Source organism: Bdellovibrio sp. ArHS (assembly GCF_000786105.1).
Lineage (GTDB): Bacteria > Bdellovibrionota > Bdellovibrionia > Bdellovibrionales > Bdellovibrionaceae > Bdellovibrio.
The window spans coordinates 60,273-78,771 of the sequence record NZ_JTEV01000020.1 but is presented as its reverse complement, the minus strand read 5'-3'; the positions used below and the strand labels follow the sequence as shown (position 1 = coordinate 78,771).

The window sequence follows — 18,499 nt, the reverse complement described above, 5'->3', positions numbered from 1 at the left end:
ATTTATTCGAATTAATTAAATATTGAATTCCCTATTTAAACCCCAATAATTCAATTCGCGAAATTCGATTTAATTATTTGATTTATTTAACTCAAAAACACCGTCAAATAATTCATTTTCGAGATAGTGGATAAAATACTCGAATAATAAATATTTAAATGCGGGAAAAAAGGTTAGTTATATTCCCTGAGTTCTGAATGCTTGCTTGATGAATTTATCCGATGACCAGAAATCACTATTACTGGTAACGCCGCGGAGTTTTCTGCCGGCGGCAGAAAACGACATCCCAAAAATACGACCAAGGCGGGAAACTTCAGAAACTACTTCGGCGAAGCCGAAGTGCAGACAGCACAAATAAAAAAACCGCCTGAAGGGCGGTTTTTATTTGGAGCGGGAGACGGGGCTCAAACCCGCGACCTATGCCTTGGCAAGGCATCGCTCTATCAACTGAGCTACTCCCGCGCTCGAAGAGAAACCAAAATTACAGTTGCCAGGCTTCGTTGTCAACGGGTAAAAATCAAAAAAATGAAAGCTTTACTGTATAGTCGCATCAAAAAATGGATGATTTTTGCTCTTATAGGCTGCGCTGCCTATTTTGTGGGCTATATTTGGGGTCATAGGAACCACATTCCGCAAGAAACCTCGCAACCCCCGTCCCTCACCGTGCCGAAGTAACAAACCTTTGTATTACTGCGGCCCCAGGTAGGTTAACGGAAAGAAACATGACTCCCCTTTAGAATCCGCTAAAAGATTCTGAAGGAGTCACTATGAAACTCAACCTGATCTTTGCGGTCCTATTTCTTTTAAGTCTTCAGGCGCAAGCCTCCACTTTTGAAAATGTTCGCGGCACTTACAAAATCCTGAGCTGTAAAAACGAATCGGCCAACCCTTCTGCCGGAGATGCAAAGCTTTGCAATAACAAACAAGTCACCATTCATCCTGAAACCTATGGGACATCGATTTATTTTTCCCAATGGACAAACGGAGAACAGGCCGTGCGCTCTTTCGGACTTCCCAAAAACATGGGCCAATTGCCGCAAGGAAAATACACCGAAAAAGGCGACTACTACGCTTCTTTTTCCAATGATCAATACGGTTATGGCGAAGTGATTATTATGCGCAAGGTTTCGGGCGACCTCTATCACCTATCGATGCATCGTCGTTCCGACACGCTGAAAACTTTAGATATTTTTGAGATCGACTTAGAGAGAACATCCAAAACTTCTGAACCTCTTCCCGCCCTTCCGGAAATCGAAGAAGGAGGAGACCCCTGCGGCTCACCCGAGTACGACCTTAAAGCGTCGCCAACTGGCTGTAATGATAAAGACAGCCATGGCGGAAAGTATCAAAACATTAAATAAAATCAGCCGCGCATCTCCGCCTTTGAGCATGATATTGCGAAGAAGTTCGATGAAATAAGTCAGAGGGTTGATATAGGCAAAGATCCGTAAAACCCAAGGCATGTTTTCGATCGGAAAAACCAATCCCGACAAGAGCACTGAAGGAAAGAGATAAAGAAATCCTCCCATCATTGACTGCTGCTGATTTTTTGCGACCGTCGAGATAAAGAGACCGATTCCGACGGTGCAGCAGACGAAAACAAAAGAGGATAACAGAAGAATCCCAAGACTGCCACGCAAAGGCATTCCAAAAAGAGTCACGGCGACTCCGACAATCAACGGAATATTGCTCATCCCCAGAAGAACAAAGGGCACGGTCTTACCAAAGATCACCTCTTCAGGTTTTACCGGCGCTGAAATCAAAGTCTCGAAAGTGCCCATTTCTTTTTCCTTCGTGATCGACATACTCGTTAATAAAATCGTGATCAAACACACCAAAAGACTCATCACCCCGGGCACCAGGAAAAGAGCGGTCTGCATTGCCGGGTTGTACAAAACACGCACATCAAAATGAAACGGCAGCGCTTGCCCGTAAAGGGACTGCACCACACTCAAAAAATATCGTTCTATACTTTGCGCACGGGTCACGTTGATGGCATTGACCAGAAGCTGCACCTGCCCCTCATTTCGCCCCAAACTTCTATCCAAACCCGCCGGCGGCGCAATCAGAACGGCATCGGCCTCCCCTTTATTGATTTGCGCAAAAGGATCTTCAGACGAACTTTTTGCCGGAACAAACCATCCTGAAGCCAAGGCCTTACGATGAAGTTCATGCAAAGAAAAGTCATTCGGTGCACCAACAACACCAAGCTTGATGTTTTTAGCCTCGGTGGAAAGAGCCACCCCAAAAATAGTCAGTTGCACACCGGGAGCCAAAAATAAAAGCATGCGCATCCGTGGGTCCCGCAAGGTCTGCAAAAACTCTTTTCGGATAAATCCCCAGAGCGTCTTCATGGTTCGACATCCTTTTTAAATTTTTTTGTGGCTAGAAAAATCATCAAAACAAATAAAATGCCTAAAGCCACAAACGAAGGCCAGAGATCCCCGAAGCCTGAGCCTTGCAAAAACAACTGCCGACTGATCTGAATAAACCAGCGGGCCGGCAACAACATGGTCAGATAATAAAAAAACGACGGCATATGCTCATTGGGAAAAATAAATCCGGATAAAAGAATTGTCGGCAGTAACCCGGAAAGCATTGCAAACTGCATACTGAGTTGCTGCTTGCGAGTGATCACAGAAATCAGCAGACCTTGCGCCAAATAAGTGCTTAGAAAAATCAGACTGGCCAGCAGGTAAATCAGGAAGTGCCCTTTAAAGGGCACAGCAAAGATCAACTGCGACAGAACAAAGACGAAGAACACGGCAAGCACTCCCATCACCGAATAAGGCAGAAGCTTACCTAAAATAATTTCAATTGGTCGAACTGGCGTAGAAAGCAATAACTCCATAGAGCCATTTTCCCACTCGCGGGCCACCGTCAAGGCCGTCAATAGAATAGAAAGAATTGCCACAATAGCAGCGGCCAGGCCCGGCACGACAAACCAGCGACTGTTCAGCTCTGGATTAAAAAGAAAACGCGTTTTCACTTGCAAGGGCTCGGTGATTTTTCCGAACTCTTTTTCAAGAATTCTGTGCTGGATTCCGCCGAGGTAGCCAACAATGGAACCCGCCGAAGAATTGTCTGAGCCATCGACCAGAATTTGCACAGAGGATAAAGAGAACGGCTTTAAATCCTGTGCCAAAGTACGAGGTATCACCAGCGCCGCATGAACGCGGCCTTCATCCAAAGCCTGCACGGCTTCGGCAGGACTGTGCACAGTTTGCGAGATAAAATATCCGGAACTGGTAAAGGCTTTGGCCATATTCCACGATGTCTGAGTCTGGCTGCCATCGTAAATCGCAAGCTCGATGCGGTCCATATTAAATTCAATCGCATAACCGAAGAACAAAACCATCACCACCGGCATGCCTAAGGCCAGTGCCAAAGTGAAGGGATCACGGATAATGTGAAAGACCTCTTTCTTCGCTATGGCGATAATAGAAGCCCCCTTCATCGCCCCTCCACCTGATAAATAAAAACCTCCTCCAGACTGACATCCTCGGGGTTCTTTTTCGGAAAACTCTTATGTTTCAGTCCTGAAGGTGAATCCAAAGCAATCAATTCCCCGGCGCGCATCAGAGCGATGCGATCACACTGTTCAGCCTCGTCCATGTAATGAGTCGTCACAAAAACAGTCTTGCCTTGTGCCGAAAGATCTCGAATGAGAGCCCAAAAGCGTCGTCGATAAGCAGGACTCACTCCGGCGGTGGGTTCATCCAGAAAAATCACTTCAGGGTCGTGAAGCATCGAGGCGACCAGACTCACTTGCTGTTTCACGCCTCCGGGAAGATCACGAACCAAAGACTTTTCAGATTCTTTAAACCTTATAAAACTTAAAAGTTTTTCTTTTTGTTGCCGAAATTCTTTATCCTTAATTTTTCGTAAAGCCGCCGTAAAAGACAGATTCTCGGCAACACTTAAATCATCATACAAGGTGAACTTCTGGGACATGTATCCGACCCGGTGCTTAACCGAAAACGAATCCTTTAAAACATCCTGACCACTGACCAAAACCTCTCCGTGGGTGGGTAATAACAAGCCACACAGCACGCGAATGGTGGTGGTTTTCCCAGCCCCATTCGCCCCGAGAAATCCAAAGATTTCCCCTTGCTCGACGGCGAAAGAAATATTATCCACGGCATAGACGTCACCAAATTTGACCGAGAGCTCTTTCACCGTGACGGCCTTCATAAGGACGCCAACGCCGAATCGTATTGCAAAAAGACGTCATCAAAGCTTTTGCAATTTTGCTGTTGAAGGATCGCGCGCGGGGGACCTTCCATCAAGGCTTTGCCATCAAACAGAAGGTGCACCTGTTCACACTTTAAGGCCTCGTCCATGTACGAGGTGGTGATAAGAATTAGAATTTCTTCCTGCTGTTTTAATTCATAAAGAAGTTCCCAAAAATCGCGACGACTTAAAGGATCAACTCCGTTTGTGGGCTCATCCAGCAAAAGCACTTGCGGCGAAGACAACAGCGCACAAATTAGACCTAATTTTTTATACATCCCCCCGGAAAGCTGTGCCGCCAGGCGATCTGTGACGTCCTCCAATCGCGCCATCTGCAAGAGCTTTTGTCGACGCACTTGATATTCAGCCGCTGGCAGTTGATAGAGTGTGCGAAAAAATTCCAGATGCTCATGAATACTTAATTCGGGATAAAGACTTTGCGTCTGCGGCATGTATGCCACCCCGTCACGAATTTCAGAAAAGGCCACGGGCACCCTATCACGAAAAAAGATGATTTCGCCCTCGTCAGATTTTAAAAGTCCCATGATATGACGAAGAAAAGTGGTCTTCCCGGCCCCCTCAGGACCGATGATGCCATGAATTTGCCGAGCCTGGAAATTCATCGAAAGCCCTTGAAGAGCCGCGTTCTTCTTCATCTTCTTAGTCAGATTTTTAATCTGCAAAGAAAGGCCCGTCATAAATTGTCCGCCACCCACTCCAGGGTCATTCCGGGTTTCAGAACTTCTTCGGGATTGTTGAAATAGACCTTCACCGCATAAACCAAGCGGGTTCTTTCATCGCGGGTCTGGACATTTTTCGGAGTGAACTCGGCTTCGGGGTTGATATAAGAAATGACCCCGTCGAACTCTTTGTTTTTAAGTTCTGACACCCGGGCCTTCACCTTCTGCTCTAGTTTGAGTTGGGAAATCTGGTCATGCGGTAAATAAAAATAGGCAAAAACTTCTTCTAGATTGCCGATGGTCAGAAGTTTAGCCCCGGGTCCGACCATTTCGCCGGGCTCAAAATAAGTCGTCAGCACCCTCCCGTGTAAGGGGGATGAAACATCACACCAGCCGCGACGAAGCGCGACGTCCTCCATCTTGTTTTTGGTCTGATCGTAGATCTCGCGGGAAATTCCACCACTGCGGAACAGACTGTGCGCCCGCTCATAACTGCTTTTTATCAAAGAATAGGCAATGCGGACATCTTCGCAAGCGAGTTTCACAAGCGCCTGGCCTTTTTCAACAACCTGCCCTTCTCGAACCGGAAACTCGGCAATCACCGAAGAGACCCGTGCGGGAATATCCACCTTGGTCACTTCGACCGTGCCTGCATAGGAAAACTCAGACTGAAATAGAAAAATCTTAGCCACATAGGCCAAAATAAGAATCACAACGATAACAAAGACCGGGATGATTTTCTTTTTTGACATGGCTAACGATAGCGTCAGTTTTGCGCGTGAGTAAATATGTAAAAAAAAAGCCGATGTCTTAACAACATCGGCTTCTTCATATCCAATTTATCTAAAAATTCTTAGCGACCTGGGAAGAACCAGCAGCGAGGACGAATGCCCGCCGTATCACGAGGCGCATAACAAGAGCCTTGTTTGTAGTCCGTGTTGCTAACCGTTTCACTTTCCTTAGCTACGCACAACATACCTTGGAAATAAGTGTCCAAACGACACTGTGTTTCTGGATGCTGATCGTTTGTACGAGACACTTCACGGCGATCAGGAGTTCCAAAGTTAGGAGCCGTTGTTTCTTTACGCAAGGATTGGAAAAGATTTGCAACGGATTGACCTGCTAGGGAAGTTCTTAGACAGATCAAACGATCTTTTTCGTCTGAAAACTGTGCTTCACAACCGGCCACTGCGTACGGATCCAAATCAAGATCTTTCAAGATCGCCGCATTGTCGTCTTCCGCGAAGAAACGGCGAAGACATTTCAAAGTTGCAAAGTAGTCAGCGCCACCTTCGTTCGTCGCCCACGAGCCCATCCAGCCGGAAATCTTCGGAGCGCCCCCGTTATGATGACCGAACTCATGGCAAGCCACTAAGGCAAAACCTTCAACATTTGTCGCTTGGTGACGAGCCAAACCACCGTACATATTCAAAACTTGAGTTTTCCCTGATCTTTGCGCAGAGGCGTTGACCGTCGCATCTTTCCATAGACGATTTACTTTCAAAGTGTCGCCCATTCTTTCAACATCCGCCTTGTAGATTCTTTCCAAACGATCCAAAACATCATTGAATTGTTTTTCTGTAATCCCCCCAGTAGTGAACAAGCCTACTGGAATCTTCATGTCATTTTCAGGTACGAATCCGTGGCAGACCGATGTGGTGTCCGTGGTTTTATGCGTGAAGCCCAGTGTCGCGATCAGTGCAACAGCAGCTGTTACACGCGTAAGCGTTGATTTTGTCATGACTTTCCCCTCCTTGAGTCTAGACGTACGAAAATCGTAACAACCTAGTATGGCCAGGTTCAATTAAATAACTTTAACATTTCGCACCGCACCTAGGTCGGGTTGATATCCTCATATTTTCAAAAATGTTTAAAGTTTCGCAATTTTCCCGTCGAGAAGACCTTTGGAATACCTATCAATTTTCATTTACGGGGAGTCATTTGATGAAATCAGGAAATTGGCGTTCATGGTTTAAAGGATTGCGCGGAAAGCTCTTCTTATCCGCAATGCTGCCAGTAATGGCCTTCGCTGTGCTAACAGGCATCTCTTTAAAATCCATGAACAACCTGGGCGACATGCTTACGGATGCTTATACCGACGTCATTCCCAATATGGATGGCTTAGGTCGCATCGGCATGCAGCGCGCGCGCATTGGCTATTTCATTTGGGCTTCACTTGCCAATCAGCACGATCAAAAATCCCGCGACAATTTCATCAAGAAAGCCAAAGAAGCTTTTGCTGATTTTAAAGAAGGTCAAGCTTACTACGAGTCCACGCGCTTGGATGAAGAAGAACAAAAAAACTACGCCAAAGCGCGCGAGATCAAAGATCAATTCTACGCTTTGACGGAAAGTATGATCGCAGGTCTTGAGAAAAATACGCCCGAGGATGATGCAAAAGTACATAAGGCGATGAATGGCGGAGACTGGCATGTCTTGGCTTTGCACACACAAGCCGCCATCGCTTCCAACATGGAGCTTTATAACAAACGTTCGTTGGAAAGTAATAAACTGCAACAAGAAAAGCGTGCTTTCGAAACTCAGTTGCTTCTCTTGATCGCCGCATTCTGTGCGACATCTTTATTTGGTATCTTGATGTGGATCGCCTACCGGGTGTCTAACACGGTCAGCGGTATCGCAGCAGGTCTGGATGAATCTGGATCGCAAGTGGCTTCGGCTATCACTCAACTTTCCGCAGCGGGACAAACTCTTTCCCAGTCCTCAACGGAAGCGGCGGCATCGCTCGAAGAAACCGTGGCGTCTTTGGAAGAAATGTCTTCCATGGTAAAAATGAATTCAGATAACGCCAAACAAGCGGCGGCTCTTTCTCAATCATCAAAGGATGCTGCAGAGACGGGACAACAGGAGATTCAACACCTCATCGAATCCATGCGTGATATTTCCTCGTCCTCTAAAAAGATCGAAGAGATCATCAGTGTGATCGATGATATCGCCTTCCAAACAAACTTACTGGCTTTGAATGCGTCGGTTGAAGCCGCTCGCGCCGGAGAACATGGCAAAGGCTTTGCTGTTGTTGCTGAGGCGGTTCGCACTCTTGCGCAACGCTCCGCAGTGGCCGCGAAAGATATTAACGGTCTAATCAAAGAAAGTGTCGAGAAAGTTGAAAAAGGCTCGTCCATCGCCGACCGCTCTGGCGAGGTTCTTTCTAATATCGTGAACTCAGTGAAAAAAGTGTCGGATCTGAACAACGAGATTTCCGCAGCAAGCAGCGAACAGACGACAGGTATTCAACAAATCAGCAAGGCTATGAATCAACTGGATCAAAGCGCGCAGTCCAATGCCGCGTCCTCTGAGGAAGTGGCCGCCTCTGCCGAAGAAATCAATGCTCAGGCGTTGAATATGAAGAAAATGGTCGGCGACCTCAACGCTGTCATTCTGGGTGCCGCAGAGGGCCCTATGAAGGCCCCTGTAGTCAGCCAAAAGCCGGCGAAAAAAGAAGCCAAAATTTTGCCTTTCCAGGATAAAAACCAAGATAAAAAAGAAGATAAAAAATCGCCCGAAAAAGTCGCACGTCCCGTGGAGAAAAAGTCACAGGCTGCGTCGAGCGTCATCCCTTTCGACGATGACGGTCCGGCACGCAAAGTCGGCACCACTGACGGCTTTTAATCCATTGCTCCCTCATGGTGCTTAGGCTACGATGAGGGAGTATGAAAATCCCGTTTAATATTCCACCGAAAAGCTCTAACGAAGAGAAATATATTTCTCAGGCCATCGCCAATAAAAAACTCAGCGGCGAGGGCTCTTTCAATAAAAAATGCGTTGAATGGTTTAACAAAAATCTTCCCACCCTGATGACGGTTATTACCCCCTCTTGCACCTCGGCCCTGGAAATGGCGATGGTGCTTGCCGATATCGGTCCGGGAGACGAAGTTATTCTGCCCTCTTTCACTTTCACTTCGACCGCCAACGTGGTCGCGCTGTATGGCTCTGTTCCCGTCTTTGTCGACGTTGACCCTTTGACCATGAACATTGATCCTGCGGCTATTGAAAAAGCCATCACTCCGCGCACGAAAGTGATCATGCCGGTGCACTACGCGGGCGTGGGTTGTAAAATGGACGAGATCATGACGCTGGCGCAACGCCATAATATCTGGGTTGTGGAAGATGCCGCGCAAGGCATTTTTGCTTCTTACAAGGGAAAAGCTTTGGGCACCTGGGGGCACATGGCGGCGTTCAGTTTTCATGAAACGAAAAATATCGTTTGCGGTGAAGGTGGCGCTTTAACTATCAATGATCCACGCCTGGTCGCCCGCGCAGAAATCGTTCGCGACAAAGGGACAAACCGTCAGCAGTTTTTAAATGGCCAGGTGGATAAATACACTTGGCAAGACAAAGGGTCTTCCTATCTGCTGTCTGAACTTGCGGCCGCGTTCCTTCTTTCCCAACTTGAAGAAGGAAAAGAAATCACGGCAAAACGTCTGGCTCTTTGGAACCAATACCATCAGGGTCTTGCCGATCTGGAAAAAAATGGTCATTTACAGCGGATGACGGTCCCTGGGGACTGCCAAGCCAATGCCCATATCTATTACCTCCTGCTAAATTCTGCGGAAGTGCGGGCCGCTTTATGGAGCTATCTCAAAGAGGCCGGCATCCAATCGACAACACACTACGTGGCTCTGCATTCTGCTCCGGCGGGTGTGAAGTATGGCCGGGTTTCAGGCTCTATGAAGGTGACCGACGATCTTTCCAATCGCCTTCTTCGCCTGCCGATGTGGGCGGATTTACCAAGTGCCGATGCGGCCCTGGTTCTTGAAAAAATTCATTCTTTCTTTAAGGGGCAAGCATGAAGGGCATTATCTTAGCTGGCGGTGCGGGATCACGTCTTTATCCCATGACCCGAGTCATGACCAAGCAGCTGCAATCTGTTTACGATAAACCGATGATCTATTATCCTCTGAGCATTCTTATGTTGGGCGGGATCAAAGACATTCTTCTGATCACGACACCAGACGATCAGCCTTTATTCAAAAAACTTTTAGGCGATGGTTCCCAATTCGGCGTGAAACTGACTTACAAAATTCAGGAAAAACCCAATGGCCTTCCTGAGGCTTTCGTTTTGGGTGAGGACTTCATCGGCAACGATCATGTCTGTTTGATTTTGGGCGACAATCTTTTCTATGGGGATTTGGATTTCTTCCGTCGTGCCATTGAAGAACAAAAGGCTTTAAAGTCCGATCTTCATGGACGTGTCTTTGCCTACTATGTTGCGGACCCCACAGCTTATGGTGTCGTCGAATTCGACAAAGCCACAAAAAAAGTAAAATCCATCGAAGAAAAGCCCAAGCAGCCGAAGTCGAATTACGCGATTCCGGGTCTTTATCTTTTCGACAACACGGTTTCAAAACGAGCGAAGGCCTTGCAGCCCTCTCCTCGCGGCGAAACAGAAATCGTGGACTTGATTCTTTCCTATCACAACGAAGACAAACTGGGTGTGGAAATGATGTACCGAGGACTGGCGTGGCTGGACACCGGGACACCACGCTCCTTACTTGATGCGGCCGCTTTTATCGGCGCGATCGAAGAGCGTCAGGGCATGAAGGTCGCCTGCCTGGAAGAAATCGCCTATCGCATGAAATTTATTAATCTGGAGCAGTTGCAAAAGATCACTTCGGAACTTCCCAAGTGTTCCTATCGCTCTTACTTAGAAAAAATCATCTCTGAGGAATTATGAGACCCACCGTTTTATTGACCGGCTGTGCTGGCTTTATCGGATCTAACTTTGTAAAGACCATCGCCTGCCGGGCGGATATCAAGGCCCACTATGATTTTGTGATCGTGGATGCCCTCACCTATGCCGGTAATTTAGCCAATATTCAAAAAGAGTTGGACACGCATCCGCATTTAAAATTCTACCATCTGGATATTCGCGATTCCCACAAAATGGACGAGCTGTTTAAAAAGTACAACTTCAGCGGCGTCATCAATTTTGCGGCGGAATCCCACGTGGATCGCTCGATTGAAAGTCCCAATATTTTTGTTGAAACCAATGTTTTAGGGACTTTGAATCTTCTCAAAGAAAGTCTGGCCCTTTTCGAAAAAAATCCGCAGTTCCGCTATCTGCAGATCAGCACGGACGAAGTTTATGGAACTCTGCAGTTAACAGATCCTGCGTTTACAGAAAACACTCCGCTTTCTCCGAACAGTCCTTATAGCGCCTCCAAGGCCAGTGCCGATCTCTTATGTCGTTCGTTCTTTGAGACTTACAAGCTTCCCGTGATGATCACCCGTTGCTCCAACAATTACGGGCCTCTGCAAGTAGAGGAAAAATTCATTCCTTTGATGATCAAACGAGCTTTGGCCGATCAACCACTTCCGATCTATGGCACTGGCATGAATATTCGCGATTGGATCTATGTGGATGATCACAATGAAGGCGTTTGGAAGGTCTTTACAGCGGGCCGCGCTGGCGAAGTTTATAATCTGGGTGGCAACTCGGAAAGACAGAATATTGATGTCGCAAAATTAATTCTTAAACATCTGGGCAAGCCTGAGTCTTTACTCAACTTCGTTCAGGATCGTAAGGGACATGATTTCCGCTATGCGATCAACTTCACAAAAGCGCAAAAGGAATTGAACTGGAGCCCAACGGTGAAATTTGAAGAAGAAGGTCTTTTACGCACCATCAATCACTATAAAGCTTTATGGGCGAAGTAAAAGTTCTTCACTGCATTCACTCTCTTTCCTGGGGAGGCCTGGAAATTTACACCGTCGAGCTGATCCAGAAGCTGGCGGAAAAAGGCCTTGCGCAAAAAGTATTATGTTCCGCGCATTCTCGAGTGACTGAAGAACTAAAAAAATCCGGCGTGGAGGTTCTGCCCTTCCCGGAAAAGAAGCTTTCCAAACTGAAGACCGCCCGTCTGATAAAGAAAATCATTCAGGAACATGGTATCACCCACTTACATTCCCACACCCGTCTGGACATGTGGGCTTGTGCTTTAGCGAAATGGCGTAAGCCGGAGATCCAACATATTTATAATCTTTATATGAATGCGACTCCTAAAAGGGACTTTGTTCATAAGTGGCTTTTTGCGAAAGTGGATGCTTTGTGCAGTTCTTCGGAAAACATTCTTGATGATGTTAAAAAGAACTTTCCCATCGCCCCCGAGAAGCTGCACCTTGTTCGTTATGGAAGAAAAACGGAAAGCTTTCAACACGATCCCCACAAACGCCAGGCTTTGCGCGAGCATTATGGGGCGCGCCCCGAGCACATCGTGTTCGGAACTCTTTGTCGTATTGACCCGGGCAAAGGTGTTCGAGAGTTGGTTCAAGCTTTGGAATATCTTAACGATCACGAGTTGGAAAAAATCCAGCTCTGGATTGTCGGTGATCCCACCATCATCGGAAAAAATCCTGATGGCACTCCCCTTTTTGAAGGACCTTCAGAAGAACTCAGTCGCTGGATCGCCGAACGCATGGAAAATCCGCGCTACCGTGAGCACATCGTGCGTATTCCTTTTCAGAAAGACTATGTGTCCTACATTGATGCTCTGGACGTCTTTGCACTGGCTTCCTATAACGAAACTTATTCACTGAGTGTGCTGGATGCCATGATGATGGGAAAACCCGTGATCGGAACAAATGCGGGTGGAACCCCGGAACAAGTGGGTCTTCATAACGAGCGCGGTGTTTTGGCCGAGCCGCAAAATGCGGAATCTCTTTCCCACGCTTTTCGTCATTATTTAAAACACCCGACCGATATTCAGACTCAAGGTCGCAAAGCTCAGGAATGGTCCCTGAGCCAGCACAGCTGGCCGACGACTCAAGAGGCCTTCTTAAGGCTTTATGACTCTTTGGGACCTTCCGGATCTAAAATCAATTCCGCCAACTGAGCCTGATGCGTCTGCACATAGCGAGGAAATTCTGAATCCACGGCAACGAACTCAGACTCAATCTGTTGTCCGTAAAGACTGCCGCCTTTGCGAATGATTTCTTCGACCTTTTTCGGGTCTTTGAAGGTCTCTTTATTATGTTCTTTATGCGCATAGGCTTCGATTTTCTCGATCACTTTTTTAGCGCCGCCTAAGTAGCTGAAGTGCCAGCCACCATTAGGAATGACTGTGATCTCTGGGGTGCTTTGGCGGGTTTCGCGATAAAGACGGGTTTTTTTGATCGTCTTGATGTCCTTGTAGTTCAACATCACGGTGCCGTACCAAGGCATGTAACCATTCACCAATGGAATCGGCTCTGGATACTTTTTTACGAAGCAGTTCAAATAGTAGTAGTAAAGCTTTTGCTGGAAAACTTTGATGCCCGGCTGGTGCGCGTACTGTTTCACCAGTTCAGGACGAGGTATCTCATCCACGTCAGAAACAATGATCACGTCATCGGGTTTGGCGTTTTTCAAACCCGCCAGAATCTGTTCTTTTTGGTGATCGTCATAGTCCCAAGTTTTCGGCACGCGCCACTTGGAAAAAAAGTTGGGATAGTGATCCACGACGACGTGTTCAATTTTATGCAGAAAAGGTTTGAATCTTTCTTTATTCTGCTCGAAGTACAAAGGCTTTTCTTTTTTCTGGAAGGTTCGCGTGGCCTCGACTAAGACAAAACGATCCACCACCTCATTAAGGGTGTTCAGGCGAATCTCCAAAAGATCCATTTCATTGAAAAAAGCAAAGCAGTCGTAAATCATGATCTCCCCAATATTTTTCTATACACTTCCAGGGTGTCTTGCGCGCACTTTTCCCAGGTGAACTTCGCAGCCTGTCTGCGTCCCTTTTCAATCAAAGCCTCGCGATACACCTGATCGGTCAAGACCCGCACTAAAGCCGCAGCCATGGCCTGGGGACTTCCCGGATCGACCAAAGAGGCAGCATCCGCACTGATTTCTTCCAGCACCCCGCCCGAGCTTGTCACAACCGGTGTGCCCAAAGCCATCGCTTCTAACACTGGAATACCGAAACCTTCATACCATGAAGGAAAAAAGAAAACGCGTGCTTTCTGATAAAGCTCCGACAGATTGTGAGTGGGTACGTAGCTCAGATGAATGATATCCTGCTTGTAGGGCGAACTGGCAATGGCTCTTTGAATCTCTTCGCAACCAAAACCCCATGCGCCGGCCAGAACTAACTTTTCTTCAAAGCCTTGACCTTTCAGGATCTCAAAGGCTTTCACGACACCCAAAACATTCTTGCGTTTTTCCAGGGTGGCAAGAAAAAGAATATACTTATCAGGAAGGCCCAGCGGCGCCCCTGCGCCCGTCATCTTCGAGCGATTGCATCCCAGGTAGGTCAGATGCAAGCGGTCCTCTAACTGGGGAAAATGCTTCAGAACCTGGCTTTTGGTAAATTGAGAATTTACAATCACCGCATCCACAGACGAATTCAAAACACGGGTCATGTCCCGAATGCCCTTAAGAAAAAACTCGGGTCGATTGTACTTTTCTTCGAAGACGATCATATCGTGAATGGTCACAATACGCGGCAAAAAGCCCTTCAGGTTCAATTTAAAATCGGGTCCATGATAAAGACTGTTTTTAGCCCACTGCAAAGGCCAGAAGGTTTCTGCCGATTTTCCAGGCAGAATGGCCTCGATGTTTTTTTTGTTTTTAGCGCGAGAGATTTTAACAACAGGCCGGACTTCAAGGTCCTTTTCCTTCGCAAAATGCTCTAGGAGTTGAAGCATATAAACTCCAACTCCAGTCACTTTTTGCGGATTCAGGGTGCTAACATCAAAATATATTCTCATGGAATGCCTATGAATCTTAAGCCTTGAACTATCAAGACTACAAGAACATAGGCAAAGACGTTAAAGGCAACAAGTTGCGTTACCGCAAACTTCCAGGAGCCGCTTTCGCGAATCTGCACACCCACCGTCGACATACACTGCAAGGCAATAAGGAAGAACACCATCAGGCCTATCACGGAACTGACCGTGAAGATCTTTTCCCCTTGCGAGTTCGTCGCCTGACTCATTTGCGTCAACAGCGCCTCCTGCTGGGAGTCTTCATCGGTGTCTGTGATATTAAATGTCACTGCCATCGAGGACACAAAAACTTCACGGGCGGCAAAAGCCGAAATAAGTCCTACGCCCACGCGCCAATCAACACCCATCGGAGCCACTACGGGTTCAATGAATTTCCCCATCTGACCCACGTAACTTTCTTCCAACTTCTGATGCGCATCTTCCGTCTTGTAGTTCGGAAAGGTCGACCCCACCCAAATCACCACAGCAAAAGCAAAAATCAAAGGCCCGGCGCGCTTCACATAAGACAGAGTTCGGGTCCATGCATGACGAACAAGAACGCGGATTTTGGGTCGACGATAGATAGGAAGCTCCATCATAAACAATGAAGGTTCCGAACGAGGAATGAATTTACTGACCACCCCTGCCGCCAAGGCTCCCAAGAACATCGAACCGATGTAAAGAGCCGCCAAGGCAAAGCCCGCTTTCATTGAAGATTCGCCGTGAAACAAAAAGGCGATACATAAAGCATAAACCGGCAGACGCGCGGAACAGCTCATCAAGGGAATGACAAAAGCCGTGATTAAACGATCCTTCGTGGAAGGAATATTGCGAGTGGCGATAATCGCCGGAACGGCACAGGCAAAGCCGGAAAGAAGAGGCACAAAGGAACGACCGCTCATTCCTAACGCGGAAAAAGGTCGGTCAATCAAAGTCGCTGCCCGGGCTAAATACCCCGTGCTTTCCAAGATTCCAATTCCCAGAAATAAAATAAAAATCTGTGGCACGAAAACCATGAAGGCCGCAAAGCTTGTGATGACTCCATTTGCCAAAAAGTCCGTCCAAAGAGCGCCCGGAGCCAAGGCCGTCACCCACTCGTTGGCCATCGTGAACCATCCATCAATCAGATCCATGAAAGGCGTCGCCATCCAGTAAACGCTCGAAAACAACGCCCCCATGATCACGATAAACAGGGCAAACCCCAGAACCGGGTGTAGAAGGATGCGATCGATCTTTTCAGTCGTGGCGACGATGCGGTTCAGACGCTCTTGCGCGTGATCCGTCTTGTGGGTCAAAGCCTCTTTGGCAATCTGCTCACATTGCGCCAGTTTTGTTTCCTGGATTTCAAAACTCCACGGAACCGGGCGCGAAGGCTCTTTGTTCCAATGAAGATTCTTGGCTTCGGCGACGATTTCTTTAAGGCCGCCAGCTAACAAACCATCAAATTGCAAAACGGAACAACCCAGGGTCTTTTGCAGATAAGGAAGATCAATCTCGATACCTTCTTTGCGCAGCAAATCCGACATTGTGATAACCACCATCATCGGAAATCCCGTTTCGCGCAACTGCATCACCAGTTGCAGGTGGCGAGAAATCTGCGTCCCATCGACGACGACAATAATCCCATCGATCCTTTTAACTTTCGGATTTTCATAAATAGATTTTAATGTCACCCACTCGTCGGCACTTTTCGGGTGCAGACTGTAAGTGCCGGGAGTATCCATGACCATCATGTGGGACTCGCCCAAATGCGACGCCAAATGACCTAAAGAAAACTCAACCGTCGCGCCGGGATAGTTCACGGTTTTAAAGCGCGATCCCGTCAACCAGTTGTATAGGGTAGTTTTACCAGAATTTGGGGCGCCCACCAGCGCGATGGACTTTTGTTCGATTGCTAGTTCAGTTTCACTCGCGCGCATGCCGCTTCCTCATTTCGCAAAGCCAGAAAACTCGTGTTAAAGCGGATCAAAAGCGGCCCCCCAAAAGGAGCGCGACCGAGAATGGTCACTAGCATTCCGACCCTTAGTCCCATTTCATGCAGACGTTCACGAAAGACATTGTCTGCCGCAAACCCCGTGATTTCCACCTTCTGGCCCGGCCTTAATGATTTATCGAGTAAGTTCATAGAGTTTCCCTGAATCAGTCAGCTTCTTAGTTAAGGGCTCCCTCAGACAAAAGGAAGTTCTTTAGGTGTGTGACAGGCAACTGAAAACAAAATGAGAACCAAGATCATTTCCCCCACCCTAGGAAGAGGAAATGTGAGCCCTACCATGGTCCTGATTTTAGGACCAAAGGTTAAGTTCCCGGGAGCAAGACCGATCTGAAGTCTATATGGATTTAGGTATTAAGACTTCATTGACTCTCAGCGCTTGGATCTTAGTTTTTGGCCTTTCTGCCCACGCCTCGGAAGTGGTTTACCTTCCGGCTTACTGTGAGCCCGAACGCCTCACTGTTTTTGTCACCAATAAGTCCTTCGAGCCTGAAAGACTATGGGCTCAGACACGATTCGAACAAGAAATCCAAGAGCTTCACTATGATGTTGAAGCGCGTTCTCAAATTAAAATTCGTGGAAGTGAATTTCTGCCTACTAAAATGGCCGCTTCTTTTAAGTATTTTTCTAAAAGCCTGCAAGTGACCTCGTCCTGTGAAGGCAGTCCAAGCATTCCTTTAACTTCCACAGTCTCACCGCTAGCAACGCATTATTTGCCGGCCAACACTAAATCCGTGAAAATGCATTTGTTAAACCTTTTCTTGAGGTCCAATTCAGTTCAACTTAAGGCTTTTAATAAAGCGGGAACTTTGGTCGACGAAAAGTCCCTTCTATTTGAAAACTATTATGATACGGAAAGCTTCAAGTGGAGCTTTTCTCAACCCGTGGTGCGCATCGAAATCAAAGCTGCCGAACGCCTTCACTCTTTGCTTCTTTATGATGCCAACGGCACTGAAAAATCCAGTCCGTCCGTCAGCCTGACGCCGGTCATTTTGGAGCCCCCGCCGCAACAGACCTATTTCTTGGTATCGACAAAAGACGCCCGCGCCGACGAAGCCTTCGTGGTGGGTTTTACCGACCAGTCACAAATTAAAACCGCACGTGAACAGATTCAAAATCCCTCGCTTGAAAAAATCCTGGTGGCCGGTATCGAACTTGGGCACGGCGGCTTCAACCGTGCCTTTTATGGCAAAGACAAAGCTCCTTATTCGTGGTCCGTAAACAGAGTGGATGCTTTCGCGGACTTTGCCCATATCGATTGTGATGGCAGCCCCGACCTGACGGAAGAGCGTTTGATGTCAAAGCTCAATGAAGGGGGCCGCATTTGCTTTTGGCGCTATCGTATTGTGCGCGAGCTGACTTATGAAGAGGTCCGCAGCGGAAAACTTACGCCGGCCCAGGGACGACCGTAGCTGCCCCTTGCCCGCGCGTTTCTTCCACGTAAACGCGCACTTTGCTAACGCCGTATTGTTTGAACTCAGAATAGAAATCCTCGGCAAGAAGACGGGACAGCTGTTCGACACTGGTGTTTGTCACCGGCAAAAGAATCACTTCATTAGATGGAAATACATAGAAGCGGTCGCGAAAGGTCACTTCCAAGGAAGGGCCGACTTGCTTAAATTTCATATCCGGATGCTTTTGGGGCAACAGAACAATTTCGTCCCACTGATCCAGGCGCGCTTTGATATACTTTTTGAAGACATTGAAATCGAGAAAATAACCTTCCGCATGCAGTTCGGCTTCGGCGGGCGTTTTGATATCGACACGAACCTGATAATTGTGACCATGCAGACGTTCCGCATGAGTTTCATCGAAAATGAGGAAGTGGGCCGCTGAAAATTTGAAATTCTGCTTCGCCAAATGCAATGTGGTCGTGGACATGTTCACCTCAAAG

The 18,499-nt window shown here is 47.4% G+C and carries 18 protein-coding genes and 1 tRNA gene; 7 read left to right on the top strand and 12 right to left on the bottom strand.

Going from position 1 to position 18,499, the window contains the following annotated elements; all coding sequences use genetic code 11:
* Positions 1-386 precede the first annotated feature (386 nt).
* Positions 387-462: transfer RNA gene (locus OM95_RS11800), tRNA-Gly, on the bottom strand.
* 305 nt (positions 463-767) lie between these two features.
* On the opposite strand from OM95_RS11800, the gene OM95_RS11790 reads away from it, so the two are divergent.
* Positions 768-1,361: a hypothetical protein gene (locus tag OM95_RS11790; protein ID WP_291516233.1), complete on the top strand. Its 594-nt coding sequence runs from the start codon at positions 768-770 to the stop codon at positions 1,359-1,361.
* On the opposite strand, the gene OM95_RS11785 is transcribed toward OM95_RS11790, so the two are convergent.
* From OM95_RS11785 to OM95_RS11760, 6 genes are all read right to left on the bottom strand, one after another.
* On the bottom strand, positions 1,278-2,354 hold the full coding sequence (locus OM95_RS11785) for an ABC transporter permease (protein WP_041874052.1): 1,077 nt from the start codon (positions 2,352-2,354) through the stop codon (positions 1,278-1,280). The two genes, OM95_RS11790 and OM95_RS11785, sit on opposite strands and share 84 nt — an antisense overlap.
* A complete protein-coding gene (locus OM95_RS11780; protein ID WP_041874050.1) occupies positions 2,351-3,457 on the bottom strand; it encodes an ABC transporter permease in 1,107 nt (368 codons plus the stop codon). Before OM95_RS11780 ends, OM95_RS11785 begins: the two co-directional genes overlap by 4 nt.
* The gene (locus OM95_RS11775; RefSeq protein ID WP_041874048.1) at positions 3,454-4,194 is read right to left on the bottom strand and encodes an ABC transporter ATP-binding protein; all 741 of its coding nucleotides are present in this window, start codon (positions 4,192-4,194) and stop codon (positions 3,454-3,456) included. Before OM95_RS11775 ends, OM95_RS11780 begins: the two co-directional genes overlap by 4 nt.
* Positions 4,191-4,931: an ABC transporter ATP-binding protein gene (locus OM95_RS11770; protein WP_041874046.1), complete on the bottom strand. Its 741-nt coding sequence runs from the start codon at positions 4,929-4,931 to the stop codon at positions 4,191-4,193. The genes OM95_RS11775 and OM95_RS11770 overlap by 4 nt, the downstream gene beginning before the upstream one ends.
* Complete coding sequence (locus OM95_RS11765) at positions 4,928-5,665, bottom strand: efflux RND transporter periplasmic adaptor subunit (protein ID WP_041874043.1); 738 nt, start codon at positions 5,663-5,665, stop codon at positions 4,928-4,930. The genes OM95_RS11770 and OM95_RS11765 overlap by 4 nt, the downstream gene beginning before the upstream one ends.
* Positions 5,666-5,766: 101 nt before the next feature.
* Positions 5,767-6,654, bottom strand: a complete 888-nt coding sequence (locus OM95_RS11760) for a hypothetical protein (protein ID WP_291516231.1) — start codon at positions 6,652-6,654, stop codon at positions 5,767-5,769.
* 203 nt (positions 6,655-6,857) lie between these two features.
* Between OM95_RS11760 and OM95_RS11755 the strand changes: the two genes are divergently transcribed.
* The 5 genes from OM95_RS11755 to OM95_RS11735 are packed head-to-tail and all read left to right on the top strand — an operon-like array spanning position 6,858 to position 12,763.
* Positions 6,858-8,540, top strand: a complete 1,683-nt coding sequence (locus OM95_RS11755) for a methyl-accepting chemotaxis protein (RefSeq protein ID WP_041874041.1) — start codon at positions 6,858-6,860, stop codon at positions 8,538-8,540.
* A gap of 41 nt (positions 8,541-8,581) precedes the next feature.
* Positions 8,582-9,721 (top strand): dTDP-4-amino-4,6-dideoxygalactose transaminase, encoded by a 1,140-nt coding sequence (gene rffA / locus OM95_RS11750; protein WP_041874039.1) that lies wholly within the window; start codon positions 8,582-8,584, stop codon positions 9,719-9,721.
* Positions 9,718-10,605, top strand: coding sequence for a glucose-1-phosphate thymidylyltransferase RfbA (rfbA, locus tag OM95_RS11745; protein ID WP_041874037.1), 888 nt, complete (start codon positions 9,718-9,720; stop codon positions 10,603-10,605). The genes rffA and rfbA overlap by 4 nt, the downstream gene beginning before the upstream one ends.
* Positions 10,602-11,588 carry a dTDP-glucose 4,6-dehydratase gene (rfbB, locus tag OM95_RS11740; RefSeq protein ID WP_041874034.1) on the top strand — a complete coding sequence of 329 codons (987 nt, stop codon included), beginning with the start codon at positions 10,602-10,604 and terminating at the stop codon, positions 11,586-11,588. The genes rfbA and rfbB overlap by 4 nt, the downstream gene beginning before the upstream one ends.
* Positions 11,576-12,763: a glycosyltransferase family 4 protein gene (locus OM95_RS11735; RefSeq protein ID WP_291516229.1), complete on the top strand. Its 1,188-nt coding sequence runs from the start codon at positions 11,576-11,578 to the stop codon at positions 12,761-12,763. The genes rfbB and OM95_RS11735 overlap by 13 nt, the downstream gene beginning before the upstream one ends.
* Here the strand turns inward: OM95_RS11735 and OM95_RS11730 are convergent.
* Genes OM95_RS11730 through OM95_RS11715 form a run of 4 tightly spaced genes read right to left on the bottom strand, consistent with a single transcriptional unit; the run spans position 12,715 to position 16,740 of the window.
* Positions 12,715-13,563 carry a hypothetical protein gene (locus tag OM95_RS11730; RefSeq protein ID WP_041874031.1) on the bottom strand — a complete coding sequence of 283 codons (849 nt, stop codon included), beginning with the start codon at positions 13,561-13,563 and terminating at the stop codon, positions 12,715-12,717. The two genes, OM95_RS11735 and OM95_RS11730, sit on opposite strands and share 49 nt — an antisense overlap.
* Positions 13,560-14,555, bottom strand: coding sequence for a glycosyltransferase family 1 protein (locus tag OM95_RS11725; protein WP_291516227.1), 996 nt, complete (start codon positions 14,553-14,555; stop codon positions 13,560-13,562). Before OM95_RS11725 ends, OM95_RS11730 begins: the two co-directional genes overlap by 4 nt.
* 59 nt (positions 14,556-14,614) lie before the next feature.
* The gene (feoB, locus tag OM95_RS11720) at positions 14,615-16,534 is read right to left on the bottom strand and encodes a ferrous iron transport protein B (protein WP_291516225.1); all 1,920 of its coding nucleotides are present in this window, start codon (positions 16,532-16,534) and stop codon (positions 14,615-14,617) included.
* Entirely contained in the window at positions 16,510-16,740 is a 231-nt protein-coding gene (locus tag OM95_RS11715) for a FeoA family protein (RefSeq protein ID WP_041874027.1), read from the bottom strand. The genes feoB and OM95_RS11715 overlap by 25 nt, the downstream gene beginning before the upstream one ends.
* A gap of 206 nt (positions 16,741-16,946) precedes the next feature.
* On the opposite strand from OM95_RS11715, the gene OM95_RS11710 reads away from it, so the two are divergent.
* Positions 16,947-18,017, top strand: a complete 1,071-nt coding sequence (locus OM95_RS11710) for a hypothetical protein (RefSeq protein WP_041874025.1) — start codon at positions 16,947-16,949, stop codon at positions 18,015-18,017.
* Here the strand turns inward: OM95_RS11710 and OM95_RS11705 are convergent.
* Positions 17,992-18,486 carry a 6-carboxytetrahydropterin synthase gene (locus OM95_RS11705; protein WP_041874022.1) on the bottom strand — a complete coding sequence of 165 codons (495 nt, stop codon included), beginning with the start codon at positions 18,484-18,486 and terminating at the stop codon, positions 17,992-17,994. The genes OM95_RS11710 and OM95_RS11705 overlap by 26 nt on opposite strands.
* Positions 18,487-18,499 lie beyond the last annotated feature (13 nt).